This window comes from Herbiconiux sp. A18JL235 (genome assembly GCF_040939305.1).
In the GTDB taxonomy this organism is placed as follows: Bacteria; Actinomycetota; Actinomycetes; order Actinomycetales; family Microbacteriaceae; genus Herbiconiux.
Genome location: NZ_CP162511.1, coordinates 1,231,273 through 1,256,979 on the forward strand (window position 1 = coordinate 1,231,273; position 25,707 = coordinate 1,256,979).

At 70.2% G+C, this 25,707-nt stretch carries 24 protein-coding genes; 16 read left to right on the top strand and 8 right to left on the bottom strand.

What is annotated here, in order from left to right; all coding sequences use genetic code 11:
* Positions 1–4: 4 nt before the first annotated feature.
* Positions 5–220, top strand: a complete 216-nt coding sequence (locus ABFY20_RS05675; protein ID WP_368498966.1) for a hypothetical protein — start codon at positions 5–7, stop codon at positions 218–220.
* Between the two features lie 57 nt (positions 221–277).
* Here the strand turns inward: ABFY20_RS05675 and ABFY20_RS05680 are convergent, their stop codons facing one another.
* Positions 278–958: an SDR family NAD(P)-dependent oxidoreductase gene (locus ABFY20_RS05680; RefSeq protein WP_368498967.1), complete on the bottom strand. Its 681-nt coding sequence runs from the start codon at positions 956–958 to the stop codon at positions 278–280.
* Positions 959–1,190: 232 nt separating this feature from the next.
* Positions 1,191–1,475 (bottom strand): hypothetical protein, encoded by a 285-nt coding sequence (locus ABFY20_RS05685; protein ID WP_368498968.1) that lies wholly within the window; start codon positions 1,473–1,475, stop codon positions 1,191–1,193.
* Positions 1,476–1,691: 216 nt separating this feature from the next.
* Between ABFY20_RS05685 and ABFY20_RS05690 the strand changes: the two genes are divergently transcribed.
* Positions 1,692–4,457 carry an AAA family ATPase gene (locus tag ABFY20_RS05690; protein WP_368498969.1) on the top strand — a complete coding sequence of 922 codons (2,766 nt, stop codon included), beginning with the start codon at positions 1,692–1,694 and terminating at the stop codon, positions 4,455–4,457.
* A 423-nt stretch (positions 4,458–4,880) separates the two neighbouring features.
* Complete coding sequence (locus tag ABFY20_RS05695) at positions 4,881–6,266, top strand: glucose-6-phosphate dehydrogenase (protein ID WP_368498970.1); 1,386 nt, start codon at positions 4,881–4,883, stop codon at positions 6,264–6,266.
* 60 nt (positions 6,267–6,326) lie between these two features.
* On the opposite strand, the gene ABFY20_RS05700 is transcribed toward ABFY20_RS05695, so the two are convergent.
* Positions 6,327–6,965, bottom strand: coding sequence for a hypothetical protein (locus tag ABFY20_RS05700; RefSeq protein ID WP_368498971.1), 639 nt, complete (start codon positions 6,963–6,965; stop codon positions 6,327–6,329).
* A 114-nt stretch (positions 6,966–7,079) separates the two neighbouring features.
* Entirely contained in the window at positions 7,080–7,274 is a 195-nt protein-coding gene (locus tag ABFY20_RS05705; protein WP_368498972.1) for a hypothetical protein, read from the bottom strand.
* Between the two features lie 67 nt (positions 7,275–7,341).
* Between ABFY20_RS05705 and otsA the strand changes: the two genes are divergently transcribed.
* The 8 genes from otsA to ABFY20_RS05745 all read left to right on the top strand — a co-directional run bounded on the left by otsA (position 7,342) and on the right by ABFY20_RS05745 (position 15,839).
* A complete protein-coding gene (otsA, locus tag ABFY20_RS05710; RefSeq protein WP_368498973.1) occupies positions 7,342–8,943 on the top strand; it encodes an alpha,alpha-trehalose-phosphate synthase (UDP-forming) in 1,602 nt (533 codons plus the stop codon).
* Positions 8,940–9,740 (top strand): trehalose-phosphatase, encoded by an 801-nt coding sequence (gene otsB / locus ABFY20_RS05715; RefSeq protein ID WP_368498974.1) that lies wholly within the window; start codon positions 8,940–8,942, stop codon positions 9,738–9,740. The genes otsA and otsB overlap by 4 nt, the downstream gene beginning before the upstream one ends.
* A 9-nt stretch (positions 9,741–9,749) precedes the next feature.
* Complete coding sequence (gene ilvD, locus ABFY20_RS05720) at positions 9,750–11,444, top strand: dihydroxy-acid dehydratase (RefSeq protein ID WP_368498975.1); 1,695 nt, start codon at positions 9,750–9,752, stop codon at positions 11,442–11,444.
* Positions 11,445–11,487: 43 nt separating this feature from the next.
* Positions 11,488–13,305 carry an acetolactate synthase large subunit gene (locus ABFY20_RS05725; RefSeq protein ID WP_368498976.1) on the top strand — a complete coding sequence of 606 codons (1,818 nt, stop codon included), beginning with the start codon at positions 11,488–11,490 and terminating at the stop codon, positions 13,303–13,305.
* A 4-nt stretch (positions 13,306–13,309) separates the two neighbouring features.
* A complete protein-coding gene (gene ilvN, locus ABFY20_RS05730) occupies positions 13,310–13,819 on the top strand; it encodes an acetolactate synthase small subunit (protein ID WP_368498977.1) in 510 nt (169 codons plus the stop codon).
* Between the two features lie 45 nt (positions 13,820–13,864).
* Positions 13,865–14,890 (top strand): ketol-acid reductoisomerase, encoded by a 1,026-nt coding sequence (ilvC, locus tag ABFY20_RS05735; RefSeq protein WP_368498978.1) that lies wholly within the window; start codon positions 13,865–13,867, stop codon positions 14,888–14,890.
* A gap of 78 nt (positions 14,891–14,968) precedes the next feature.
* On the top strand, positions 14,969–15,475 hold the full coding sequence (locus tag ABFY20_RS05740) for a DNA polymerase III subunit gamma/tau (protein ID WP_368498979.1): 507 nt from the start codon (positions 14,969–14,971) through the stop codon (positions 15,473–15,475).
* Position 15,476: 1 nt separating this feature from the next.
* The gene (locus ABFY20_RS05745; RefSeq protein ID WP_368498980.1) at positions 15,477–15,839 is read left to right on the top strand and encodes a hypothetical protein; all 363 of its coding nucleotides are present in this window, start codon (positions 15,477–15,479) and stop codon (positions 15,837–15,839) included.
* An 87-nt stretch (positions 15,840–15,926) separates the two neighbouring features.
* Here ABFY20_RS05745 and ABFY20_RS05750 read toward each other — a convergent pair whose 3' ends face one another.
* Entirely contained in the window at positions 15,927–16,325 is a 399-nt protein-coding gene (locus tag ABFY20_RS05750; protein WP_368498981.1) for a DoxX family membrane protein, read from the bottom strand.
* A 64-nt stretch (positions 16,326–16,389) separates the two neighbouring features.
* Here ABFY20_RS05750 and serA point away from each other — a divergent pair, with 64 nt between their 5' ends.
* The 4 genes from serA to ABFY20_RS05770 are packed head-to-tail and all read left to right on the top strand — an operon-like array spanning position 16,390 to position 20,974.
* On the top strand, positions 16,390–17,979 hold the full coding sequence (gene serA, locus ABFY20_RS05755) for a phosphoglycerate dehydrogenase (RefSeq protein WP_368498982.1): 1,590 nt from the start codon (positions 16,390–16,392) through the stop codon (positions 17,977–17,979).
* A gap of 30 nt (positions 17,980–18,009) precedes the next feature.
* The gene (locus tag ABFY20_RS05760; RefSeq protein ID WP_368498983.1) at positions 18,010–19,083 is read left to right on the top strand and encodes a 3-isopropylmalate dehydrogenase; all 1,074 of its coding nucleotides are present in this window, start codon (positions 18,010–18,012) and stop codon (positions 19,081–19,083) included.
* A gap of 14 nt (positions 19,084–19,097) precedes the next feature.
* Entirely contained in the window at positions 19,098–20,210 is a 1,113-nt protein-coding gene (locus ABFY20_RS05765) for a branched-chain amino acid aminotransferase (protein ID WP_368498984.1), read from the top strand.
* A gap of 2 nt (positions 20,211–20,212) precedes the next feature.
* Positions 20,213–20,974, top strand: a complete 762-nt coding sequence (locus ABFY20_RS05770) for a fumarylacetoacetate hydrolase family protein (RefSeq protein ID WP_368498985.1) — start codon at positions 20,213–20,215, stop codon at positions 20,972–20,974.
* Between the two features lie 43 nt (positions 20,975–21,017).
* Here ABFY20_RS05770 and ABFY20_RS05775 read toward each other — a convergent pair whose 3' ends face one another.
* Positions 21,018–21,455, bottom strand: a complete 438-nt coding sequence (locus tag ABFY20_RS05775) for a MarR family winged helix-turn-helix transcriptional regulator (protein ID WP_368498986.1) — start codon at positions 21,453–21,455, stop codon at positions 21,018–21,020.
* A 241-nt stretch (positions 21,456–21,696) separates the two neighbouring features.
* Here ABFY20_RS05775 and ABFY20_RS05780 point away from each other — a divergent pair, with 241 nt between their 5' ends.
* Positions 21,697–23,226 carry an MDR family MFS transporter gene (locus tag ABFY20_RS05780; RefSeq protein ID WP_368498987.1) on the top strand — a complete coding sequence of 510 codons (1,530 nt, stop codon included), beginning with the start codon at positions 21,697–21,699 and terminating at the stop codon, positions 23,224–23,226.
* 11 nt (positions 23,227–23,237) lie between these two features.
* Here ABFY20_RS05780 and ABFY20_RS05785 read toward each other — a convergent pair whose 3' ends face one another.
* Positions 23,238–23,990 carry a response regulator gene (locus tag ABFY20_RS05785; protein ID WP_368498988.1) on the bottom strand — a complete coding sequence of 251 codons (753 nt, stop codon included), beginning with the start codon at positions 23,988–23,990 and terminating at the stop codon, positions 23,238–23,240.
* A complete protein-coding gene (locus ABFY20_RS05790) occupies positions 23,987–25,585 on the bottom strand; it encodes an ATP-binding protein (protein WP_368498989.1) in 1,599 nt (532 codons plus the stop codon). Before ABFY20_RS05790 ends, ABFY20_RS05785 begins: the two co-directional genes overlap by 4 nt.
* Between the last annotated feature and the right edge of the window lie 122 nt (positions 25,586–25,707).

A 25,707-nucleotide genomic window follows, 5' to 3' on the forward strand; every position in this document is an offset into this window, starting at 1 on the left:
CGGAATGACCGTCGATCGGTGGCTCCTCGTGTTCGGGGTGCTCTCGATCGCGCTTCTGGTCGTCGGTGCGGTCTGTCTCGTCTCGTCGTCAGCCCGTCTCGTAGGTGGTGCCCTGGTGCTCGTGGGTGTCGGAGTGGGAGCGTTCTGCGCCGGATTCGCGGCGTCGCGACGTCGCGGGGTGCGCTGGACAGACGCACCCCCGAGGAAGCCCTCTCGGTGAGCCACCCCCAGGGGCGTGCCGGCCCCGCTGCCGTGCGCCGCGATCGCGAGCGGTCGGCTACTTCCTCACGACGAGCTCGTGCACGGCACGGGTGTGGTGAACGTCCCAATAGAGCGGCGCGATGTCGTCGGCCGGGAGGAAGTCCACGCCCGGGGCCGGCGCCTCCTCGGCGATCATCAGCGCGATCGCGACATGGGCGACGTGGACTCCCGTTCCTGCCAGAGCCTCGGCAAGGTTGAGCGCCCAGTTGCGCAGCGCCGCCCCGCCCGCCGTCACGTTGCCGTAGCGGGCGACCGGGTAGATCGACCCCGCCCCGGTGGTGAACAGCAGGGTGCCCGCACCGGCGGCCAGCAGCTCGGGCAGCACCACATCTGCCGCGGTCATCGCCCCGTACAGGTAGTACTCGATCTGCGGCTGCACGTTCTCGGGGGTGGCCTCGCGGATGTCGACCGGAGCCAGCGGCCCCGCTGAAGCGTCGGCGGGCGAATACTCGAGCACGTCGATTCCGCCGAAGTGCTCCTTCGCCGCCATCAGAGCTGCGCGGAGCCCAGGGCGGTCGAGCACGTCGGCGGGAAAGCCCGCCGCGTTGATGCCGTCGGCGGCGAGATCGCTGACGAGCGCGTCGAGCTTCTTGGCGTTCCGAGAGACGAGGGCGACGTCGAACCCTTTCGATCCGAAGGTGCGGGCGAGTGCCGCCCCCAGACCGGGGCCGGCGCCGATGATGGCGATGGTGGGCATGATGCTCCCGTGTTCTCGATGTCGATGTGTGAAATGCGATCACCGAACGGATGCGGGCGTGGGAATCGCCCAACCGCACGATGAGTGCGTAGCAACATGATGAGTCCGTTGGAAAGCGGTTACAAAAGGCACCTCGAGGTGCGTGCCTCGCTCAGAACGGCGTCAGCCCGACCGCCTCGGGTGTTCCCGACGACCGGGAGTCCACGGTGAGGGCGGAGCGTGCATCCGGAACTCAGTGCCGCTCGAGCTCGAACGAGTCGCCCCCCGACTCCCGGGTGAGCTCCGAGGTGGCCACCACGGTGGCGATCGCTCCCAGTGCCGCGAACATGAAGGCCACGATGGCGATCCAGTCCATCGCGGTGAAGATGGGGCCGCTCGCCTCGGTGAACGACACCACCTCGGCGGCGATCAGGATGCGCAGCCCCACGTTGATGAGCACGTCGACAAGGAAGAGGGCAGCGCCTGTGACGTAGGCGATGCGGAGCAGCACGATGAGTCTGCGGGTGCCACTGGTCACGCGACAACGATAGGCGCTCGCCGGGCCGTCGCGCGACCTGGCCTGCGCAGTGCTACGTATCTCTGTCGCCGCGACTACGTAACACCGGAGGAGAAGGCCACGCGGGCGCCGATCGGTGAGTAAAACCTACTCATACCCGAGCGATTCAGACCGAATCCGACGCACATCCGCTCCGCCGGCCACCCACCGGTACGACCGAGAAAGCACACCGCACCCATGGCATCAACGAAGAACGCCGTGCTCACCGCCGGCACCACCCGCCTGCACGGCCGCGACCGTGCGCTCACGCAGGTCTCCACAGCCCTCGCCCCGGCGAAGGCACCGACCGTCGCCGCCGTGACGGGCGCGCCCGGCGTGGGGCGCACCGCCGTGGTCGACGCCGCGGCGGCCGCCGTCACGGACGGCCGTCGAGTCGTCGTCGTGCGAGGGCGCGCCGAGCTGACCGCCGTGCCGCTCGGGGCGCTCGCTCCGGCCATCGCCGAGTTCACCCCCACGCCGACGGATGCGGTGGCGTCGATCGGCGAGACGGATGCGGTGGGCAGGTCGAGCAGCGAACTCATGATCGCGCTGCACCGGGCCGCCGCGGCCCACGGGCTGATCGTGGTCGCCGACGACGCGCACCTGCTCGACTCCTCGACCCTGTGCGTGCTCGAGCAGCTCGCCGACTCCGGGGTGACGCTGCTGCTGTCCTACCCGTCGTCGACGGGCATGCCGGCCGCAGCGGGCCGCCTCGCCGCCCGGGCGCGGCACGTCGTCGAGCTCGCCCCGCTCTCCGTGCCTGAGGCGCACTCGGTGGTCAACGACATCCTCGGCCCGAGTGCCGGGCCCACCGCCGCCGAGGAGATGCACCGGCTCGCCGCCGGCAGCACGCGCACCCTCGTCGCGCTCGCCGAGGCGGCGATCGGCGCCGACGACCTCCGGGACCCCGGTGCTCCGTGGCGCACGAGTTGGCCGCATCTCTCGGGCGAGGTGGTGGCGTCGCTCCCCGCCGACCCGCTCGCCGTCGACGATCTCGTGGGCGACCTGCTCACGCTGCTCGCCGTCGCCGGCGAGCTCCCGGTCGAGCAGGCCGGCACCTCGGGCGCCTCCGAGAGGGCGGCGGCGCTCGCGGAGCAGCAGGGCTTCGTGACCACGCGGTCGGCCGACGGGCGTATCTGGGTGTCGCTCGCGCATCCGCTCTTCGCCCCCGTCGTGCTGAGCACGGTCTCGGAGTTCTGGCGCACCGGCTTCTGTGCGGCCGGGGCCGACATGCTCGACGGCTACCCCGATCACCGGGTGCGGCGCACCCTGCTGCAGCTCTCGGCCCGTCAGCCCGTCGACGCCCGCCGGTTGCTCGACCTCGCCCATGGTGAACTCGCTGCTCAGCGCTACACGACGGCGATCACGCTCGGCGAGCACGCGGTCACCGGCGCCGGCGGCGACCCGTTGCTGCGGGCGAGCGGTGAGTACGTGCAGGCGCAGGCCCACTCGCAGATCGGACAACTCGAGTCGGCAGGCGAGCGGTTCGCCGCGGCCTGGGCGGCGCTCGACACGGGGGGTGCTGCGGGCGAAGAGCTCGACGGGTTCACCGCGCGGCTGGCGCTCGCCGAGGGCAACCACCTCGCCTTCAGAACCCTGCGTCCCGACCTCGCACTCCAGCGGGCCGACGAGGCACTGCGCCGCCTCCAGGCAGGCGAGCCGCGTGAGCTCGTCGAAGCCGAGGCGGCACGGTGGCGGCTCATGGCAGGCATCCCGGGCACGCCGGGTCTCCCGGGCGCGGCTTCAGGTGCCGGTAGGGGCGTGGGGGAGGCCGTGCCGCCTCCTCTCCACCCGCTCGGCGAGGTGGCGACGCCGGCCGACCTCAACCTGCTCCTGCTCACGGCCATGCTGCAGACCATGGGCGGCGATCTGCGGCTCGCCGACCGCGCGATCGATCGCGGCCTCGAGGCCTGCGACCGCTTCGCCGTCGACTTGCCGAACGCCCGTGACCAGCTGCAGCTCTCGCGCGTGCTCGTCCTGTCATTCACGGGGCGGTTCCCCGAGGCGCGGCAGGCTGCGCTCGCCCACCTGGCGCATGCGGAGGAGGGCAACCCGAGCGCCCGCGGGCTGTGGAAGTTCGTGCTCGCGATGATCGAGCTGCACACCGGATCTCCCGCCCGCGCCTGGGAGCACATCTCCTCGGGGCGCCGCGACCTCGTCTGGCGCGACATCGCGGGCCTGCTCCCCGTCGCCGACGCACTCTCGGCGGCGATCGCGGCTCGCACGGGCCGTTTCGCCATCGCCCGCAGCTGGCTCGACCAGGTGGGTTCGGCAGGGTTCCGCGACGCGAAGGTCGAGCTCTACGCGGCCCTGGCGCGCGCCTGGGTGGCCTCGGCGTCGGGCAGACCAGGCTTCGCCGCCCGAAGCGTCGTGCCGGCTCTTGCCGCCGCGGAAGCCGGCGGCTACCGCTACCTCGCCGCCCTCGTCGCCTACGAGGCGGTGCGCATCGACCCCGTGGTGGGCGCGACGGTCACCCTCCCGTACCTCTCGGCGGTGCGCGACGCGCTGCCCCTCTGCGAGGCCCACGCCCGTGCCGTGCTCAGCCGGAACGACGTGCTTCCGGTGGCCGAGGCGCTCGCCGAGCGCGGGCTGCTCGGGCCGGCGATCGACGCGGCACGGTGGGTGGCGGAGGGCACGGGCGACGCGGCGCGTGCATCGCACGCCATCCGTCTGGCCGACGGCTGGACGGTGAGCGCCGGCGTGGCGATCGCCCAGCACCGTCGACTGCTGCATCCGCGGGTGATGCCACTCACCGACCGGGAGTGGCAGCTCGCCTCGGGCGCGGCGGCCCTCCGCACCAGCGCCGAACTCGCCGAGCAGTACGGCATCTCGGTGCGCACCGTCGACAACCACTTGAGCCGCATCTACAAGAAGCTCGGCATCTCGGGTCGTCGCGAGCTCGCCGGCGAGCTACGGGCCCTGCAGGTCGAGAGCCCGTACGAGACGAGCCCGGTGGGACGGTGAGCCACCGAGCCACCGAGCCACCGAGCCACCGGGCCACCGAGCCACCGAGGCGTCGAGCCACAGAGCATCCGAGGCGTCGAGCCGCCGAGCCGTCGATCAGGGATGCGTCGATCGGGTAGAAACTACTCATCACACCCCGGGGCGTGGGGCGGCGAGAATCGTGTCAGGCGCTGAGCGGGTCATCCATCAGCGCGGGTTCTCGCGCCGATCGTCGGCCGTTCCTGGTTCACTCGTCAGCTCCAGGTCTCGAGGCTCGCGTGATGATCGCAGCCGGCGTCCGTGAGCAGGGGCGGCCTTCGGGTGGTCGCCCCTGCTCTTTTCATTCGGGCCCACACGGCACCTGGTCCGGGCCGCGCCCGGCACGCTGAGCAGTACAGCGGATGCTCGGCCGCTCCGCGCGGGGGAGTCGCTACTGTGAGACACATGACGGCTTCCACGCAACGTGTCGACACCCTCCTCATCTTCGGCGCCAGCGGCGACCTCACGGCCCGCCTGCTGCTGCCCGGCCTGGCCCAGCTGCTCACCGATCAGCCCCGGCGCCGGCTCGAACTCATCGGCGCCGGTGGAGTCGAGTGGAGCGACGAGGAGTGGCGCGACGTGGTGAAGAAGTCGTTCGCCGAGGTCGACGCCTCGGGTGCCGCCGTCGACTCCGTACTCGCCTCGACCCGCTACGTGAAGGCCGATGTCACCGACCCCGACGAGCTCAGCAAGGTTCTCGGCATGGCGAAGGGCACGCCCGCCATCTACTTCGCCCTCCCGCCGGCGGTCGCCGCGGCCGTCGTGACGACCCTGCACCAGATCCCGTTCCCCGCCGGCCTCACCCTCGCGCTCGAGAAGCCCTTCGGTATGGACGTCGCCAGCGCCGTCGCACTCAACGCAGAGCTCGCGAAACTGGTGCCCGAGAACCAGATCCACCGCGTCGACCACTTCCTGGGCCGCTCGACGGTGTTCAACATCCTGGGCCTTCGCTTCGCCAACCGCATCTTCGAGCCGCTGTGGAACTCCGACCACATCGCCTCGGTCGACATCGTCTACGACGAGCAGCTCGGCCTCGAGGGGCGTGCGGGCTACTACGACAAGGCCGGTGCCCTCGATGACATGATCCAGAGCCACCTGCTGCAGGTGATGGCCGTGCTGGCCATGGAGCCTCCGTCGACGCTCGGTTCCGACGACCTGCGCGACGCCAAGGAGCTCGTGCTGCGGGCGACCCACCTCCTCGGCGACGACCCCGTGGCATCGAGCCGCCGCGCCCGCTACACGGCGGGCACCATCGACGGTCGGCAGCTGCCCGACTACGTCGCCGAGCAGGGCGTCGATCCGGCACGCGAGACCGAGACCCTCGCCGAGGTCGCCCTCGAGGTGCGCACCTGGCGCTGGGCGGGGGTGCCCATCACCTTGCGCTCGGGCAAGGCGCTCGGCGAGCGTCGGCGCGAGATCGTCATCACTTTCAAGCCCGCCCAGCAGGTGCCGCAAGGGCTCACCGGCGTCAACTCGCCGACGGTGCTGCGCATCTACCTCGCTCCCGACGCGATGTCGCTCGAGATCGACATCAACGGCCCCGGCGACCCCTACGAACTCGAGCGGGCGAGCCTCGACGCGACCTTCGGAGACGGCCAGCTGCTGGCTTACCGCGAGGTGCTCGCGGGGATCCTCGACGGAGACCCCACGCTCAGCGTGCGCGGGGACTCGGCGGTGGAGGGCTGGCGCATCCTCGCCCCGGTCATCGCGGCGTGGAAGGCCGACGAGGTTCCGCTCGACGAGTACCCGGCGGGCAGCGCGGGACCGGCCGGCTGGGCTCAAATCGGCTGAATGGCCGGGGTGGCGGGGTATCCGTCACCCCGCCTCACCGCTCGCGGCCGCGGGGCGGGCTCAGATCGCGATGGTGCGGGCCGCCTTCTCGGCGACCGCTGCCTCGACGTCGTGGTGGTGGGCGACGAGGGAGCGCATCGCGTCGTCGTCGAGCGGGTCGGGGCCGTCGATCAGCGGGCGCTCGCCGATGACGACACCGTGCGCGGTGGTGGGGTAGGCGGGGATCTCCGTGGCCGGAGCGGGACGGGCGGTCGCGGAGACACGGGCGGCAGGCTCCAGCGACGTCTCGGAGCGGGTCGCCGCCGACACCGCCCTGGCGAGGTCGCGGTGAACCGGAACCGACTCGACGGGCGCGAGCCACGGCCTCGTGGAACGAGTCGAACCCGTCGCGGCGAAGGAGGCACCGGCCCGGGGCGCCGAGGCGGCGGCGACCGCCGCGGCTGCGGCAGCGCGCTCACCCGCCGCCGTGCTCACCACGATGCCGTGCTCGGCCAGGTTCGCCACGATGTCGTGGGCGACCGAGCGGGCGAGCGCGGTGTGGAAGATGTCGTCGGTGTCGACGGCAGTGCGACGGGTGATGGCGAAGGAGCCCAGAGGGCCGAAGTTCTCCATGAGGGTCTGATTGACCAGCTCGTACAGCCGCTCCTGGCTGACGGCGCTCTCGCGAACCGCCTTGGCCTTCCGGCGCCATCCGATCATCGCAACTCCCTCTCCGCCACCTGTGAACAGTGTGCGCCGCGCCGGTGACATCGGCGGGGTCGACACGCCGCACCGGGCGAGCGAATCGCAGGTGGGGAACGGATTTCGGTGGGGTCAGCGCTGTTCGAGCTCGCGAGCGTCCTCGTCCTGCTCCATCACGCTGCCGATGGCGAGAGCGACGGTGATGGCCCAGCTGACCCACATGAGCACGAGCCTCCAGTCGCGCGGACCTTTGCGGGTGGTCTGCACGGCCGACACGGCGCCGATGACCGAACTGATGATGCTCGTGTTCAGGATGTACTTGCGCACGGCCGTCCTCTCTCGTCGATGCCACCAAACTACCCCGACCCGACCCCGGGTAGACTCGCGAGGAGACATGGCTTCTTCAGACAGCTCCTCAGCGTCCACCTCCGGCGATGACCTCGCCGGGGAGTTCACCTTCGTCGTGGTCTCGAACCGGCTCCCCGTCGATCGCATCTCCGACGGAGCGGGCGAACCCGCGTTCCGCACCTCCCCGGGCGGGCTGGTCACCGCCCTCGAGCCCGTGATGCAGCAGGCCGACGGCGCCTGGATCGGATGGACCGGTCAGCCCGACGATCATGTCGAGCCCTTCGAGCACGACGGCATCCACCTGGTTCCGGTCGTGCTCTCACCGGAGGAGGTCGAGGAGTACTACGAGGGCTTCTCGAACGACACCCTGTGGCCGCTCTACCACGACGTCATCGCGCCGCCCGCCTACCACCGCGAGTGGTGGGAGAGCTACGTCGCCGTCAACCAGCGCTTCGCCGACCGGGCGGCCGAGGTCACCGCCGAGGGCGGCACGGTCTGGGTGCAGGACTATCAGCTCCAGCTCGTGCCGACGATGCTCCGGCGGCTGCGACCTGACCTCACCATCGGCTTCTTCAACCACATTCCCTTTCCGGCATACGGCATCTACTCCCAGCTGCCGTGGCGCCGACAGATCATCGAGGGCCTGCTCGGTGCCGATGTCATCGGCTTCCAGCGCAGCGCCGATGCGGGCAATTTCACCCGCGCCGTGCGGCGACTGCTCGGGTACCAGACCAAGGGCTCGGTCATCGACGTGCCGCTCGTCGCCGAGGAAGAGGTGGCGAGCGCGAAGCACCGCATCTCGAACGTTCAGGGCGACCAGCCGGTGCGCGCCGTGGTCGCGAAGGCCTTCCCCATCTCCATCGACGCCGCCCGCTTCGAGGAGCTCGCCCGCCGCCCCGACATCCAGGCCAGGGCGAAGGAGATCCGTGAGGGTCTCGGCAACCCCTCCGTCGTCATGCTCGGGGTCGATCGTCTCGACTACACCAAGGGCATCGGCCACCGGCTGAAGGCGTTCGGAGAGCTGCTCGCCGACGGTGAGCTCGACGTCGAAGACGTCACCCTGGTGCAGGTCGCGAGCCCGAGCCGGGAGCGGGTGCGCACCTACCAGATGCTGCGCGACGAGATCGAGCTGACGGTCGGCCGCATCAATGGCGACTACTCCACCATCAGTCACACCGCGATCAGCTACCTCCACCACGGGTACCCGCGGGAGGAGATGGTGGCGCTCTACCTCGCCGCCGACGTCATGCTGGTCACCGCGCTCCGCGACGGCATGAACCTGGTCGCGAAGGAGTACGTGGCGACCCGCTTCGACAACGACGGAGTGCTCGTGCTGAGCGAGTTCGCCGGTGCCTCCGACGAGTTGCGCACCGCCCTCCGCGTGAACCCCCACGACATCGAGGGGCTCAAGGAGGCGATGATGCAGGCCGCGGGCATGCCGCAGGCCGAACGGGCACGACGGATGCGCGCCTTGCGCAAGCGCGTGCAGGAGTTCGATGTCGCCCGCTGGTCGTCGTCGTTCCTCGAGACCCTCACCACCCCGTCCGAGCGTCTCGCCCTCCCGAAGGCGAACCGGGGAGCGGGCAAGGCGGCCCGCTCAGGTCCACCGACCGATCTCGACGACGGTAGCGAAGGAGACGGCGCATGAGCGGGAACCCGCTCGCCGCAGCAGGCGGTGACCCGGCGACCGAGGCGACCGAGTCGGCGCTCGAGCACCTCGCATCCGTGCCCCGCCTGCTCGTGGCGCTCGACTTCGACGGCACCCTGGCCCCCGAGGTCGACCGGCCCGACGACGCGCGGGCGCTGCCCGAGGCGCACGAGGCCGTGCTGCGCCTGCTCGAGCTGCCAGGGACCAGCGTGGCGATGATCTCGGGTCGCGCCATGGAGAGCCTCGAGCACGTGACCCGGCTGCCTGGATCGGCGCTCCTGGTCGGTTCGCACGGGGTCGAGGTGCGGCACGACGGCGTGACCGAGCTCGCCCTCGACGACGAGGAGCAGCGAAAGGTCGCCCGACTCGGCGAAGCTCTACGGGCCGTCGCGGAGCCGATCGAGGGCGCCTGGGTCGAGGCGAAACCCGCTGGGTTCGCGCTGCACACGAGGCTCGCCGGCGAGTCCGACAGTGCGGAGGCCGAGCGCGCCGCGCTCGCTGCCGTGGGCGTCGAGGAGAACGGGCTCACGGTGCGTCGCGGCAAGAACGTCATCGAGTTCGCGGTGCGCTCCACCACCAAGGGCGACGCCGTGCGGAGGCTGCGCGAGCTGGTCGGTGCCGACGCGGTGCTCTTCGCCGGAGACGACGTGACCGACGAAGACGGCTTCCGGGCGCTCGGCCCGGGAGACCTGGGGCTGAAGAGCGGGGAGGGCGAGACGGTCGCCCGGCACCGCGTGGCCGGCCCGGCCGAGGTCGCTGCCGTTCTGGCGCGACTCGCGGAGCTGCGCGCCCACTAAACTCGTCACATGCCCGAAACAGACATGAAACCGCGGAGCCGTACCGTCACCGACGGAATCGAAGCCCTCACCTCGCGCGGGATGCTGCGCGGCGTCGGCATGGGCGACGGCGACTGGGAGAAGCCGCAGATCGGCATCGCCAGCTCGTGGAACGAGATCACCCCCTGCAACCTCTCGCTCGAGCGCCTGGCCCGCGCCAGCAAGGAGGGCGTGCACGCCGGCGGCGGCTACCCGCTGCAGTTCGGCACCATCTCCGTCTCCGACGGCATCTCCATGGGTCACGAGGGCATGCACTTCTCCCTGGTCTCCCGCGAGGTCATCGCCGACTCCGTCGAGACCGTCATGATGGCCGAGCGCCTCGACGGCTCGGTGCTGCTCGCGGGCTGCGACAAGTCGCTGCCCGGGATGCTCATGGCAGCCGCCCGACTCGACCTGGCCTCGGTGTTCCTCTACGCGGGCTCGATCGCCCCGGGCTGGGTGAAGCTCTCCGACGGCACCGAGAAGGACATCACGATCATCGACTCCTTCGAGGCCGTCGGCGCCGTGCGCGCCGGCCGTATGTCGATGGAGGACGCACACCGCATCGAGTGCGCCTTCGCCCCGGGTGAGGGCTCGTGCGGCGGCATGTACACCGCCAACACGATGGCGAGCGCCGCCGAGGCGATGGGCATGAGCCTCCCCGGCTCGGCGAGCCCCGCCGCCGCCGACCGCCGTCGTGACTACTTCGCCCACCGTTCGGGCGAGGCCGTCGTCAACATGCTGCGTCTCGGGCTCACCGCGCGTGACATCATCACGAAGAAGTCGCTCGAGAACGCGATCGCCGTGGGCATGGCCTTCGGCGGCTCCACCAACCTCGTGCTGCACCTGCTGGCCATCGCCAACGAGGCCGAGGTCGAGCTCACGCTCGCCGACTTCAACAAGATCGGCGACAAGGTGCCCCACATCGGCGACCTCAAGCCCTTCGGCCGCTTCGTCATGAACGACGTCGACCGTCACGGCGGCGTGCCTGCGGTGATGAAGGCGCTGCTCGACGAGGGCCTGCTGCACGGGGACGCCATGACGGTCACCGGCAAGACGGTGGAGGAGAACCTCGCCGAGATGAGCATCGCCCCGCTCGACGGCGAGGTGCTGCGCCCGATCTCGAACCCGATCCACAAGTCGGGTGGTCTCACCATCCTCGAGGGCTCGCTCGCCCCCGAAGGTGCCGTGGTGAAGTCGGCGGGCTTCGACGCCGACGTGTTCGAGGGCCCCGCTAAGGTGTTCGAGCGCGAGCGTGCGGCGATGGACGCCCTCACCGAGGGCCGCATCGAGGCGGGCGACGTGGTGGTCATCCGCTACGAGGGCCCGAAGGGCGGCCCCGGCATGCGTGAGATGCTCGCCATCACCGCCGCCATCAAGGGCGCAGGACTCGGCAAAGATGTACTACTCTTGACGGACGGACGATTCTCAGGCGGCACAACCGGCCTGTGCATCGGCCACATAGCACCCGAAGCGGTCGACGCAGGTCCGATCGCCTTCGTGCGCGATGGTGATCTGATACGGGTCGATATCGCCGCTCGCTCGCTCGACCTACTTGTCGATCCCGCTGAGCTGGCAGCCCGCCGAGAAGGCTGGGCGCCCCTCCCTCCGCGCTACACCCGAGGCGTTCTCGCGAAGTACTCCAAACTGGTGCACTCCGCCGCTGTCGGCGCCATCACCGGGTAGTACTGCGCGCATCCATCTACCGCGTTCGATCTGAGGACACCACATGACCACGGATGCCTTCCCCGTGCCGACCAGAAAGACAGCTCCACCCGCTCCGGGTGCCGACTCCGCCGCAGCCCCCGAGATGCTGACGGGCTCCGGCGCGGTGCTCCGCGCCCTCGAGCTCCTCGGCGTCAAAGACGTCTTCGGGCTCCCGGGCGGCGCCATCATCCCGTTCTACGACGAGCTGATGACGCAGGACAAGATCCGCCACATCCTCGTGCGCCACGAGCAGGGTGCGGGCCACGCCGCCGAGGGTTACGCCTCCGCCACCAACCAGGTGGGTGTGGCCATCGCCACCAGTGGCCCTGGCGCCACCAACCTGGTCACCGCGATCGCCGACGCCTACATGGACTCGGTGCCGCTGCTGGCCATCACCGGCCAGGTGTTCTCGCACCTCATGGGCACCGACGCCTTCCAGGAGGCCGACATCCAGGGCATCACGATGCCCATCACGAAGCACTCCTTCCTGGTCAAGCGCGCCGAAGACGTGGCACCCACCCTCGCCGCGGCCTACCAGATCGCCTCGACCGGGCGCCCCGGCCCCGTGCTCGTCGACATCACCAAAGACGCGCAGCAGAACACGGCGCCGTTCATCTGGCCGCCGAAGGTCGACCTGCCGGGTTACCGCCCTGTCACGAAGGCGCACGGCAAGCAGATCCAGGCGGCGGCACAGCTGCTCGCCGAGTCGAAGAAGCCCGTCTTCTACGTCGGCGGAGGCGTCATCCGTGCGCAGGCGACCCCCGAGCTCGCGCAGCTCGCCGAGGTCACCGGCGCGCCTGTCGTCACCACGTTGATGGCCCGCGGCGCGTTCCCCGACTCGCACCCGCAGAACCTCGGCATGCCCGGCATGCACGGCACGGTGCCCGCCGTGCTGGCGCTGCAGGAGGCCGACCTGCTGGTGTCGCTCGGCGCCCGCTTCGACGACCGCGTCACCGGCAAGGCCAGCGAGTTCGCCCCGCACGCCAAGGTGGTGCACGTCGACATCGACCCCGCCGAGATCTCGAAGATCCGCGTCGCCGACGTGCCGATCGTGGGCGACGCCAAGGAGGTCATCTCCGACCTCATCAAGGCCTACGCCGAGATCTCGCGCGAGAAGCTCGACATCGCCGAGTGGTGGTCGTACCTCGACGAGCTGCAGGAGAAGTTCCCGCTCGGCTACTCCGAGCCCACCGACGGGCTGATGGCGCCGCAGTACGTCATCAAGCGCATCGGCGAGCTCACCGGCCCCGAAGGTGTGTACGCGGCGGGAGTCGGCCAGCACCAGATGTGGGCGGCCCAGTTCATCCAGTACGAACGCCCCAACGCCTGGCTCAACTCCGGGGGAGCGGGCACCATGGGGTACGCGGTTCCGGCGGCGATGGGAGCCAAGGTGGCCGAGCCCGACCGCGTGGTGTGGGCGATCGACGGCGACGGATGCTTCCAGATGACCAATCAGGAGCTCGCCACCTGCACGATCAACGACATCCCGATCAAGGTCGCGATCATCAACAACTCCTCGCTCGGCATGGTGCGCCAGTGGCAGACCCTGTTCTACGACGGGCGCCACTCGTTCACCGACCTGCACACCGGGCACGAGACGCGCATGGTCCCCGACTTCGTGAAGATGGCCGATGCGTACGGTGCGCTGGGCATCCGGGTGACGAAGGCCGAAGACGTCGACGCCGCCATCAAGCTCGCCCTCGAGACGAACGACCGCCCCGTGGTGATCGACTTCATCGTCTCGGCCGACGCCATGGTCTGGCCGATGGTCCCGCAGGGCACCTCGAACAGCCAGATCCAGTACGCCAAAGAGCACGCCCCCGAGTGGGACGAGGAGTAGACCCATGAGCACACACGTTCTGAGCCTGCTCGTCGAAGACAAGCCCGGCCTCCTCACCCGCGTGGCGGGGCTGTTCGCCCGACGCGGCTTCAACATCGAGTCGCTCGCCGTCGGCGCCACCGAGATCGAGGGCCTCTCGCGCATCACCGTGGTGGTCGACGTCGAGGAACTCCCGCTCGAACAGGTCACCAAGCAGCTCAACAAGCTGATCAACGTGATCAAGATCGTCGAGCTCGACCCGTCGCAGGCGATCCAGCGCGAGCATCTGCTCATCAAGGTGCGCGTCGACAACACGACGCGCTCGCAGGTGCTCGAAGCGGTCAACCTGTTCCGCGCCCGTGTCGTCGACGTGGCGACCGATGCCCTCGTCATCGAGGTCACCGGCGACTCGGGCAAGACGCAGGCCTTCCTGCGGGTGCTCGAGCCCTACGGCATCAAGGAGATCGCCCAGTCGGGCCTCCTCGCCATCGGCCGCGGCGGCAAGAGCATCACCGAACGCGTCTTCAAGAGCTAGCCGTCTTCCGGCGGCACCGAACCACAACCAAGGAGAGAAAACCACGTGACCGAGATCTTCTACGACCAGGACGCCGACCTGTCCCTCATCCAGAGCAAGAAGGTGGCCGTCGTCGGCTACGGCTCGCAGGGCCACGCCCACGCGCTGAACCTCCGCGACTCCGGTGTCGAGGTCGTCGTCGCACTCAAGGCGGGGTCGAAGTCGACCGCCAAGGCCGAGGAGGCGGGCTTCTCCGTGCTCTCCGTGGCCGAGGCCACCGCCTGGGCCGACGTCATCGTCATCCTCGCGCCCGACCAGCACCAGCGCGGCATCTACGCCGACGACATCAAGCCCAACCTCGCCGACGGCAAGACCCTCGTCTTCGGTCATGGCTTCAACATCCGCTTCGGCTACATCGAGGCGCCCGAGGGCGTCGACGTCATCATGGTCGCCCCCAAGGGCCCCGGTCACACCGTGCGCCGCGAGTACGAGGCCGGCCGCGGCGTGCCCGTCATCGTCGCCGTCGAGAAGGACGCGACCGGTTCGGCCTGGGACCTCGCCTGGAGCTACGCCAAGGGCATCGGCGGCCTCCGCGCCGGCGGCATCAAGACCACCTTCACCGAAGAGACCGAGACCGACCTGTTCGGTGAGCAGGCCGTGCTCTGCGGCGGTGTCTCGCAGCTCGTGCAGTACGGCTTCGAGACCCTCACCGAGGCCGGCTACCAGCCGCAGATCGCGTACTTCGAGGTGCTGCACGAGCTCAAGCTCATCGTCGACCTCATGTGGGAGGGCGGCATCGCCAAGCAGCGCTGGTCGGTCTCCGACACGGCGGAGTACGGCGACTACGTCTCCGGCCCCCGCGTCATCGACCCCCACGTGAAGGAGAACATGCAGGCCGTTCTCGCCGACATCCAGTCGGGCGCGTTCGCCAAGCGCTTCATCGACGACCAGGATGCAGGCGCCCCCGAGTTCTTCGCGCTCCGCGAGAAGGGTGCCGCGCACCCCATCGAGGCCACCGGCAAGGAGCTCCGCGCCCTCTTCGCCTGGAAGCAGCAGGATGCCGATTACACCGACGGCAGCGCCGCGCGCTGACGCCTGACCCTCGCCACGAAGGGCCCTCGAACTCCGGTTCGGGGGCCCTTCGTCGTGGGGCCGGGTACAGTGAGGGGCATGAGCGACCCGCGGGATGACGACGAGGATGCCCTGGGGTGGGCCGGCGACGACGACCCCACGCTGGCGCCGGTCGGTGTTCCAGCCCGGCGGCCCGCCTCCGACGCCGTGACGGGTGCTGCCGAGGCGGCAGCGCCCCGCAAGACCGTGCTCGACGAGGCCGAGGAGGCCGAAGACCGCGCAGTCGAGAGCGAGCTCGCGGCGGCGGAGGCCGAAAGCGCCCAGCTGAGCTCGGCGGCCCTCATCGGCTACGGGGTGATCGGCGGCGTCTACCTGCTCTTCACGATCGGCTGGATCGTGAGCTTCGCGCGGTACGAGCAGCCGATCGACGTCGACTTCACCGTGCTCAGCCACCGCATCGCGCAGTCGCTCGCTGTGGCGGCCGCTCCGCTGTGGTTCGTGGCCACGCTGCTCCTGACCCAGCGCAAAGACGTGCGCTGGGCGTTCGTCTGGCTCGTCGTCGGCGTGCTCGTGCTCGTGCCCTGGCCGTTCCTGATGGGAGTGTGACGTGACCACAGCATCCGTGCCGCACGCCGGAACGCCGGGCGCCCCCGCCAAGCGCGGCTTCCGCACCTTCGGCCGACGCGGCTGGGCGGTGGCGGTGGTCGCCGCGTTCTTCTACGCGTACCACCTGTGGGGAGGCGTCGCGAACCTCATCGGCGTGGTCGCCACCTTCTCGAGCTACGGCGTCGAGCTCTCGGGCAGCGTCTGGGCGCTCGTCATCGGCTACGCGGTGGTGCCGATCGTGGTGTACCTGGCCGCGCTGTTCGTGGGCCGCACCCTGCCGAACCTCGGCCGCATCGTGGTGTTCGCCGTGGGCTTCGCCGTGGTCTCGGTCATCTCGCTCGACCTCCTCGCCCTCGCCAACTGACCCGGGTCGACCTCGCGCCGGGCGAGATCCCCACGGCTCAGCCGCTCGCTCGGCGTCGCCCTAGCTCTCCGGTGGTGCGGGCTGAGCTCAGGCGATCGCGACGAAGAGCACGAGGGCGGCGAGCACCATCTGGCCGAGGAGGCGGGGGACGAGGGGGATGGCGAAGACGCCGAAGCGGTCGGGGTGGCGGGCGGCGTAGGCGTTCGCCGGGAACACGCAGGCGAGGAACACCACGAGGGCGATCCCCGCGGCGAGCCGTGTGGGCGGGAACAGCAGACCCAGCCCGCCCGCGATCTCGCACACCCCGGTGAGGTACACGAGCATCCGGGGCGAGAGCACCCCCTCGCGACGGAGGCGGGGTGGGATCATCGCCGCCATGGTGCGCACCGAGCGCGGCACGAAGTGGTTGATGCCCATGCCCACGAAGACGACGGCCACCAGGATGCGGAGTACGGTCGCCACGACATCGAGCGTCATCGGGTCCATGCCCTCATTCTGCCTGCACTAGAGTTGTCGGGTTCCCCACCGTAGAACCGAAGGACCCGATTCCGTGTCGAAGCCGGTCGTGCTCATCGCCGAAGAACTGTCCCCCGCCACCGTCGAGGCCCTCGGCCCCGACTTCGACGTGCGCAACGTCGACGGCACCGACCGGCCCGCGCTGCTCGCGGCGCTCGCCGAGGCGAACGCGGTGCTCGTGCGCTCCGCCACGAAGGTCGACGCGGAGGCCATCGCTGCGGCCCCGAAGCTCAAGGTCATCGCGCGGGCCGGGGTGGGGCTCGACAACGTCGACATCCCCGCCGCCACCACCGCGGGCGTCATGGTGGTCAACGCGCCCACCTCGAACATCATCTCGGCGGCCGAGCTCACAGTGGGCCACATCCTGAGCCTCGCCCGCCACATCCCCGCCGCCCACGCCGCTCTCGCCGAGGGCAAGTGGAAGCGCTCCGCCTACACCGGCGTCGAGCTCTACGAGAAGACCGTCGGCATCATCGGCCTCGGCCGCATCGGCGCCCTCATCACCGCGCGCCTTCAGGCCTTCGGCGTGAACGTCATCGCCTACGACCCCTACGTCACGAGCGCCCGCGCGCAGCAGCTCGGCGTCACCCTGGTGACCCTCGACGAACTGCTCACGCAGAGCGACTTCATCACCATCCACATGCCGAAGACCCCCGAGACCACCGGCATGATCGGCGACGAGCAGCTGAAGCTCATGAAGCCGAGCGCCTTCGTCGTGAACGTCGCCCGCGGCGGGCTCATCGACGAGGATGCGCTCCACCGCGCCCTCACGGAGGGCACCATCGCCGGTGCCGGCCTCGACGTGTTCGTGAGCGAGCCCCCGAAGGACTCGCCTCTGCTCGGCCTGCCCAACATCGTGGTCACCCCCCACCTCGGCGCCTCCACCGACGAGGCGCAGGAGAAAGCCGGGGTCGCCGTGGCGAAGTCGGTGCGCCTCGCGCTCTCGGGCGAGCTCGTGCCCGACGCCGTGAACGTTGCCGGCGGTGTCATCGACCCGTACGTGCGCCCCGGCATCCCCCTGGTGGAGAAGCTCGGCCAGGTGTTCGCCGGGCTGGCGACCAGCCCGCTCACCTCGGTCGACGTCGTCGTGCGCGGCGAGCTCGCCGACTACGACGTCAGCGTGCTCAAGCTGGCGGCCTTGAAGGGCGTGTTCACCAACCAGGTGAGCGAGTCGGTCTCCTACGTCAACGCGCCGGTGCTCGCCGAGCAGCGCGGGGTCGCCGTGCGCCTCATCACCGACGCCGTGTCGGAGGAGTACCGCAACGTCATCACCCTCGAGGGCGCGTTGAGCGACGGTTCGCAGATCTCGGTGTCGGGAACCCTCACGGGCACCAAGCAGATCGAGAAGATCGTCGGCATCAACGGCTACGACGTCGAGGTGCCGTTCGCCGAGCACCTCATCGTGATGCTCTACACCGACCGCCCGGGCATCGTCGCCGTCTACGGCAAGGAGTTCGGCGAGGCGGCGGTCAACATCGCCGGCATGCAGATCGCCCGGCACGAGGCCGGCGGCAAGGCCCTGAGCGTCCTCACCGTCGACTCCCCGGTGCCCGACGGCCTGCTCGAGACCGTGCGGGTGGCCATCGACGCCGACGTGCTGCGCGAGATCGACATCGTCGAGTAGGCGGCCTGTGCGGGTCACTAGAATTCAGCTATGGCTCGCACCGTGAAACTCGCACTCATTCCCGGCGACGGCATCGGACCGGAGGTCGTCGCCGAGGCGGTGAAGGTTCTCGACGCCGTGACTGAGGGCAGCTCCGTCACCTTCGAGAAGACGCACTTCTCGCTCGGTGCGGCACGCTACCTCGAGACCGGCGACGTGCTCACCGACGACGACCTCGCCGCCATCGCCTCGCACGACGCCATCCTGCTCGGCGCGGTGGGCGGTGTGCCAGGAGACCCTCGGCTTAAGGACGCCAACATCGAGCGGGGCCTCCTGCTGCGGCTGCGCTTCGCGCTCGACCACTACGTGAACCTGCGCCCCACCGTCATCTACCCGGGCGTGCCCTCGCCGCTCGCCTCGCACGGCGACGTCGACTTCGTCGTGGTGCGCGAGGGCACCGAGGGGCCGTACGTCGGCAACGGCGGTGCCATCCGCCAGGGAACCCCGCACGAGATCGCGAACGAGGTCTCGGTGAACACCGCCTATGGTGTCGAGCGCGTCGTACGCGACGCCTTCGCGCGCGCCCAGGCCCGCCGCAAGAAGCTCACCCTGGTGCACAAGACGAACGTGCTCACCTTCTCGGGCGGGCTGTGGAAGCGCATCGTCGACGAGGTGGGGGCCACCTTCCCAGAAGTGGCCGTGGACTATCTGCATGTCGACGCCGCGACCATCTTCCTGGTCACCGACCCTGCTAGATTCGATGTCATCGTCACAGACAATCTCTTCGGCGACATCCTCACCGACCTGGCCGGCGCAATCAGCGGCGGGATCGGCTTGGCGGCCTCGGGCAACATCAACCCCGACGGCACGTATCCCTCGATGTTCGAACCGGTGCACGGCTCCGCTCCCGACATCGCAGGCCAGCAGAAGGCCGACCCCACGGCGGCGATCCTCTCGGCCGCCCTCCTGCTCGAGCACCTCGGGCTCGAGGCCGAGGCGAAGGCGGTGCGCACCGCCGTGGTCGCCGACATCGCGGGCCGCGACGGCTCCGCCCGCCCGACCGCGGCGGTCGGCGACGCGATCGTCACTGCGCTGGCCGCCCCAGAACCCGCCACGACACACTGACCGAAAGACAGCCCATGAGCATCGCAGAGACCTCCACCTTCCCCCTCCGCTTCGAGTTCACGCCCTCCCAGGCGGCGCGCGACGAGGCGGAGCGCGAGGTCATCCTCTCCGACCCCGGCTTCGGCAAGCACTTCACCGACCACATGGTGAAGATCGACTGGACCATCGACGCCGGTTGGCACGATGCCGCCGTCATCCCGTACGGCCCCCTGCTGCTCGACCCCTCAGCCGCCGTGCTGCACTACGCGCAGGAGATCTTCGAGGGCCTCAAGGCCTACCGCCACGCCGACGGCTCCATCCACACCTTCCGGCCGGAGAAGAACGCCGAGCGTCTGCAGCGTTCGGCCCGCCGACTGGCCCTCCCCGAGCTCTCCACCGACGACTTCGTCGAGTCGCTGAAGCAGCTCATCGCCGTCGACGGCGCCTGGGTTCCGGATGCGCCGGAGACGAGCCTCTACATCCGCCCCTTCATGATCGCCAACGAGTCGTTCCTCGGCGTGCGCCCCTCACAGAAGGTGGGCTACTACGTCATCGCGAGCCCCGCCGGCGCGTACTTCACGGGCGGTGTGGCGCCCGTGTCGATCTGGCTCTCCACCGAGTACTCCCGCGCGGGTCGCGGCGGCACCGGCGCTGCCAAGTGCGGCGGCAACTACGCCGCCTCGCTGCTGCCGCAGCAGGAGGCCTACGAGCACGGCTGCGCGCAGGTGCTCTTCCTCGACGGCGAGACCGGCCAGCACGTCGACGAGCTCGGCGGCATGAACGTGTTCTTCGTGCACGAGGGCGGCAAGATCGTCACCCCGCGCCTGACCGGCACCATCCTCGAGGGCATCACGCGCGACAGCATCATCCAGCTCGCTCACGACCGCGGGCTCAGCGTCGAGGAGCGCGACGTGACCATCGAGGAATGGCGGGAGGGCGTCGGGTCGGGAACCATCACGGAGGTGTTCGCCTGCGGCACGGCCGCGGTGATCACGCCCATCTCGGCGCTGAAGTCGCCCGACGGGACGATCGGCGACGAGAACGCGCCGGCGGGTGAGCTCACCATGTCGATCCGGCAGGAGCTCACCGACATCCAGTACGGTCGCATCCCCGACCGCCACGGCTGGCTGACCCGGCTGGACGCCTGACCATGAAGATCGCACGGTTCAGCCACCAGGGTGCCATCAACTTCGGCATCGTCGACGACGGCGATCTCGTGGTGCTGAACGGCGATCCCATGTTCGCCGGTTACGACACCACGGGGGAGCGGGTGCCGCTCGAGAGCGCCACCCTGCTCGCCCCCGTCATCCCTCGGTCGAAGGTGGTGGCGGTGGGCAAGAACTACCGCGACCACGTCGCCGAGATGGGCGGGGGTGAGGCGCCGGCCGAACCGCTGCTGTTCCTGAAGCCGAACACCGCAGTCATCGGCCCGGGCGACACCATCGTGCGGCCTCCCCAGTCGAATCGGGTCGATTACGAGGGCGAGCTGGCCGTGGTGATCGGGAGCGTCGCGAAGAACGTCGCCGCTGCCGACGCCGAGCGGGTGATCTTCGGCTACACCGTGGCCAACGACGTGACGGCGCGCGACCTGCAGAAGACCGACGGACAGTGGGCGAGGGCAAAGGGGTTCGACACCTTCTGCCCGCTGGGGCCCGTGATCGAGACGGAGTTCGACCTCGCTTCGGCCACGGTGGAGACCCGGCTGAACGGCTCTCTCGTGCAGAGCGCTCCGCTCACCGACATGATCCACTCGGTGCCCGAGATCATCGCCTACGTCTCTGCGGTCTTCACCCTCCTCCCCGGCGACGTCATCCTCACCGGCACCCCCGCGGGTGTGGGCTTCGTCGAGACGGGAGACGTCGTCGACGTCGAGGTCTCGGGAATCGGCGTGCTGTCGAACCCGGTCTCCTGAGACGCCCGTCGCGGCTGCTCACGCCTCAGCCGGCTCAGGCCGCTCAGGCGGAGGTGGTCTCGGCGGCAGCCTCGAGAGCGCCGATCGCCGCGGCGATGCTCGCCACCTGCTCCTCGCTCAGCTCGTCGAACACCTCGAGCACGCGGTGGGCGCGTTCATCGCGGGCGACACGGATGGCCTCGGTACCCTCGGCCGTGGGGCTGACGAAGAACGACCTGCCGTCGCCTGGATCGGCCGACCGCTGCACGAGGCCCCGCGATTCGAGGTCGGCCAGCAGACGCGTCACGGTGGGTGCCGCCACCCGTTCGAGCCGGGCGATGTCTCCGGGGCGGATGGGCGCGCTCGTCACGATCGTGGCGAGCGCCGACACCTGCCCGGGCGTCAACTCGCTGGCCGGACGGATGCGCCGGTTGAGCCGGCCGATCGAGAAGGCCAGCCGGGCGGCGAGATCGGCGCGGTCGGAGGGTGTCTCGTGGGTCATCGTGCGCTTTCGTGCAGGTCGACAGGATGGCTCGAGTCTTTCACATCGATGAACATCGTGCCTGGGTGGAGACCGGCATTGCGCATCCGTTCACCGCGGCGCTAATGTGGACGCTGTTCACATCCACAGGATGCCGCCTTCGCGGAATATCGGGCGCCCCACGCGCGCTGCACACCGATAGCCCCTCGTCTCCTCACCGCCTTCCACCCTGCCCTCCTCCGCGCCTCGACAGGATCTCTTCGTGACCGACAGCATCACCGGCTCCACAGCACTCGCCGCCGACACCGCCCCGCCCGACGACCAGGCGCGCCTCGCGCGCCGCAACAAGCTCGTCATCAACCTCCTGCTCGTCTCGGCCTTCGTCGTCATCCTCAACGAGACGATCATGGGTGTCGCCATCCCGCACCTGGTCACCGACCTCGGCATCACCGAGGTCGCCGCACAGTGGCTCTCGACGGCGTTCATGCTCACCATGGCCGTCGTCATCCCCATCACCGGGTTCCTGCTGCAGCGCTTCAACACGCGGCCGATCTTCATCGCCGCGATGTCGCTGTTCAGCGTAGGAACGCTCATCGCCGCCTCCTCGCCCGGGTTCGAGATGCTGCTCGTCGGTCGCGTGGTGCAGGCCAGCGGCACCGCCATCATGATGCCGCTGCTCATGACGACGGTGATGACCCTGGTGCCGCCGGCCACGCGCGGGCGCACCATGGGCAACATCTCCATCGTCATCTCGGTGGCCCCGGCGCTCGGCCCGACCATCTCGGGCATCATCCTCAGCACCCTCTCCTGGCGGTGGATGTTCATCCTCGTGCTCCCCATCGCCGTCGGTGCGCTCGTGCTCGGCTTCCTGCGCGTGCAGAACGTCACCGAGCCGCGGCCGACGCCGATCGACGTCGTCTCGGTAGTGCTCTCGGCCTTCGGCTTCGGCGGCCTGGTGTTCGGCCTGAGTAACCTCGGCGAGGGCGCCGGCGACCCGGTGTCGTCGTGGGTTCCGCTTGCGGTGGGTGTGCTGGGTCTCGGTGCCTTCGTCTGGCGCCAGATCTCGCTGCAGCGCCGCTCGCGCGCCCTGCTCGACCTGCGCACCTTCCGCTCGCGCACCTTCGGCGTCGCGATCGTCATGATGGCGATCAGCATGATGGCGCTGTTCGGAACGGTCATCGTGCTGCCCTTCTTCATGCAGGACGTGCTGCGGCTCGACGCCCTCACCACCGGCCTGCTGCTCCTCCCCGGCGGCCTGGTGATGGGCGTGCTCGCGCCGTTCGTCGGCCGCATCTACGACAGGGTCGGCCCCACGCCGCTGCTCGTGCCCGGCGCGTTCATCGTGAGCGGTGTGCTCTGGGGCCTCACGCTGGTGAACGAGAACACCTCGATGTGGTGGGTGCTCGCCGCGCACATCACGCTGAGCGTCGGTCTCGCCCTCATGTTCACGCCCCTGTTCACCTCGGCGCTCGGCTCGCTCACCCCGCAGCTGTACTCGCACGGGTCGGCGACCATCGGCACCGTGCAGCAGCTGGCGGGTGCCGCGGGCACCGCGCTGTTCATCGCCGTGATGGCGGGTGTCACCGCGTCGACCGCCGCCGCGGGTGCGAGCGAGGTCGGTGCGACTGCTGCCGGGGTGAAGGCGGCGTTCCTGTGCGGTGCCGTCATCTCGCTAGGCGGCGTCGTCGCCTCGTTCTTCGTGCGGCGGCCCGCGAACGTGGCGCCGGGCGACGAGGCCGTCATCGACGGTGCAGCGGGGGTCGCGGCAGAGGGAGCGCCGCTCGGGCACTGAGCCCGCGGTCCTCAACCTTCCGCGCCGGGGGTTCTGGCCCGGGCTCGGTACTCCACCTCGGGCCGCCCCGGCGTGCCGTAGCGCTGCTCGCGGCGCGCGGCCCCGGTGTCGGCGAGGTGCTCGAGGTACCGTCGTGCGGTCACGCGCGACACCTGCTGCGAGGCAGCCAGTTCCGAAGCCGAGACGCCGAGGGGCGCGGCCTCGCGCAACGCCCCGCGCACCCGCTCGAGCGTCTCAGCGGTGAGCCCCTTCGGCAGCGGGGCACCATGGTCGCGGCGGAGGGCGGCGAAGGTGGAGTCGACCTCCTGCTGGTCGGTCACCGTTCCGCCTGCGATGCGCGCGTGGAAGTCGCGGTACGACTCGAGCTTCTCGGCGAAGGCGGCGAAGCCGAAGGGCTTGATGAGGTACTGCACGATGCCGAGCGAGACGGCAGAGCGCACCACCGACGCGTCGCGCACGGCCGTGACCGCGATGACGTCGGTCTCGACGCCGGCGGCGCGCAGCGACCGGCAGAACTCGATGCCGGTGGTGTCGGGAAGGTTGACGTCGAGCAGGATGAGGTCGATGGCCGGCGCGGCCCCCGAGACGGCGGCGCGCACCGCCCGCATCGCCTCGGCTCCGGATCCGGCGGTCGCCGCGACCGCGAAGCCGGGGAGCCGGGCGAGGTAGGCCGCGTGCGCTTCCGCGGTGAGCCGTTCGTCTTCGACGACCAGCACCCGGATGTCGGGCGACGGCGCGCTGCCGGCGGGCCCCTCGCCGTTCATCGCACCGACTCCGCGGGAACGGGCAGAGTCACGGTGAACCGCGAACCCTCGACGGTCACCTCGCCCCCCAGTCGCCGTGCCGCCTGCCGCACCAGTGCCAGGCCGATGCCGTGGCCCTCGCCGGTCTTCGTCGTCACACCGAGGCCGAACACGCTCTCGGCGAGCCGCTCGCCCGGCCCCGGCCCGCTGTCGGAGACCTCGATGCGGAACGTACCCCGCGCATCCGCCCCGATCCCCACCTCGACCACCGGATGCTCGGTGCCCGCCACGGCGTCGAGAGCGTTGTCGACGAGGTTGCCGACGATGGTGATGAGCTCGTGCGGCGGCAGCCCGCCCACGTCGACGCGACCGGGGATGACCAGCTCGAGGGTGACGCCGCGCTCGGCGGCCTGCGGCGCCTTGCCGAGCAGCAGTGCGAGCAGCACCGGTTCGTCGAGGGCGGTGAGGATGCGGTCGGCGAGCTGCTGGCTCACGGCCAGCTGCGAGGAGGCGAGCTCTGCCGCCTCGGCGGCGCGACCCAGCTCGATGAGCGCGACGATGGTGTGCAGGCGGTTGGCGAACTCGTGCGTTTGCGAGCGCAGGGCGTCGGAGAGGGTCGTCATCGTGTCGAGTTCGCCCGCGAGTTCCTGCAACCGGGTGTGGTCGCGAAGCGTCGTGACGGTGCCGACGAGCTGCGCGCGACCACGGGCGCGCCCGGACTCGGGCGTCGACACCACCCGGTCGCGATCGAGCACCAGCACGTGCGTGTCGGTGACCACGATCTCGTCGACAGCGACCTCGGCCGAGATGAGCGCGGCGGCGACGGGAGCCGCCAGCGGCAGCTCCGACACCGCGACGGGCGCGCCGTCGCTCGAGCGGGGGAGGCCGAGCAGCTCGGCGGCGCGATCGTTGTAGAGCACCACCCGGCGCGAGGCGTCTTGCAGCAGCAGCCCCTCGCCGATGGAGTGCAGCACACCTTCGTAGTAGGCGAACATGCGGCTCATCTCCTCGGCGCCGCGGCCCCAGGTGACCCGCCGCAGGTACCGGCTGACGCCCCAGGAGGCGAGCGCGCCGAGCGCCAGGGCTGCCGCGGCGGCGAGAAGCACCGTCGCGATGCGGCCGCCGAGCGCGACCTGCGTGTTCGACACGGTGATGCCCGCCGAGACCAGCGCGACGACCCTGCCGCCCGCATCCTCGATGGGCACGACCGCGCGCACGGAGGGGCCGAGCGTTCCCGTGTAGGTCTCGGTGAACGACTCTCCGGCGAGCGCCCGGTCGATGGTGCCGAGGAACTGCTTGCCGATCTCGGCGGGGTCGCGGTGGGTGTAGCGGATGCGCTCGGGCGACATGATGGTGATGAAGTCGATGCCCGCCGAGTCCATGATGTCGACGGCGTAGGGCTGCAGGGTCGCCGTGGGGTCTGAAGAGGCGACCCCCTCGATCACGAACGGGTCGTGGGCGATGGTCTCGGCGACGGCGAGCGACCTGGCCGCGGCGTCGCGCTCGACGTCGGCGCGCGCGTCGGCCCAACTCGCCAGCACGGCCGCCCCGGTGAGCACCAGGATGACGACGAGCTGCGACACGAAGAGCCTCGTCGCGATGCTCCACCGTCGCATGACGCCCACCTCCTGCCGCCTCCTCGCCTGCATCCTCACTGTAGGCGCGCAGCACGGTGCGTGGGGCGAGCCCGGCGCGAACACTATGAACAGAAGGCTCCCGGTGCAGGGGCGGGCGCTGA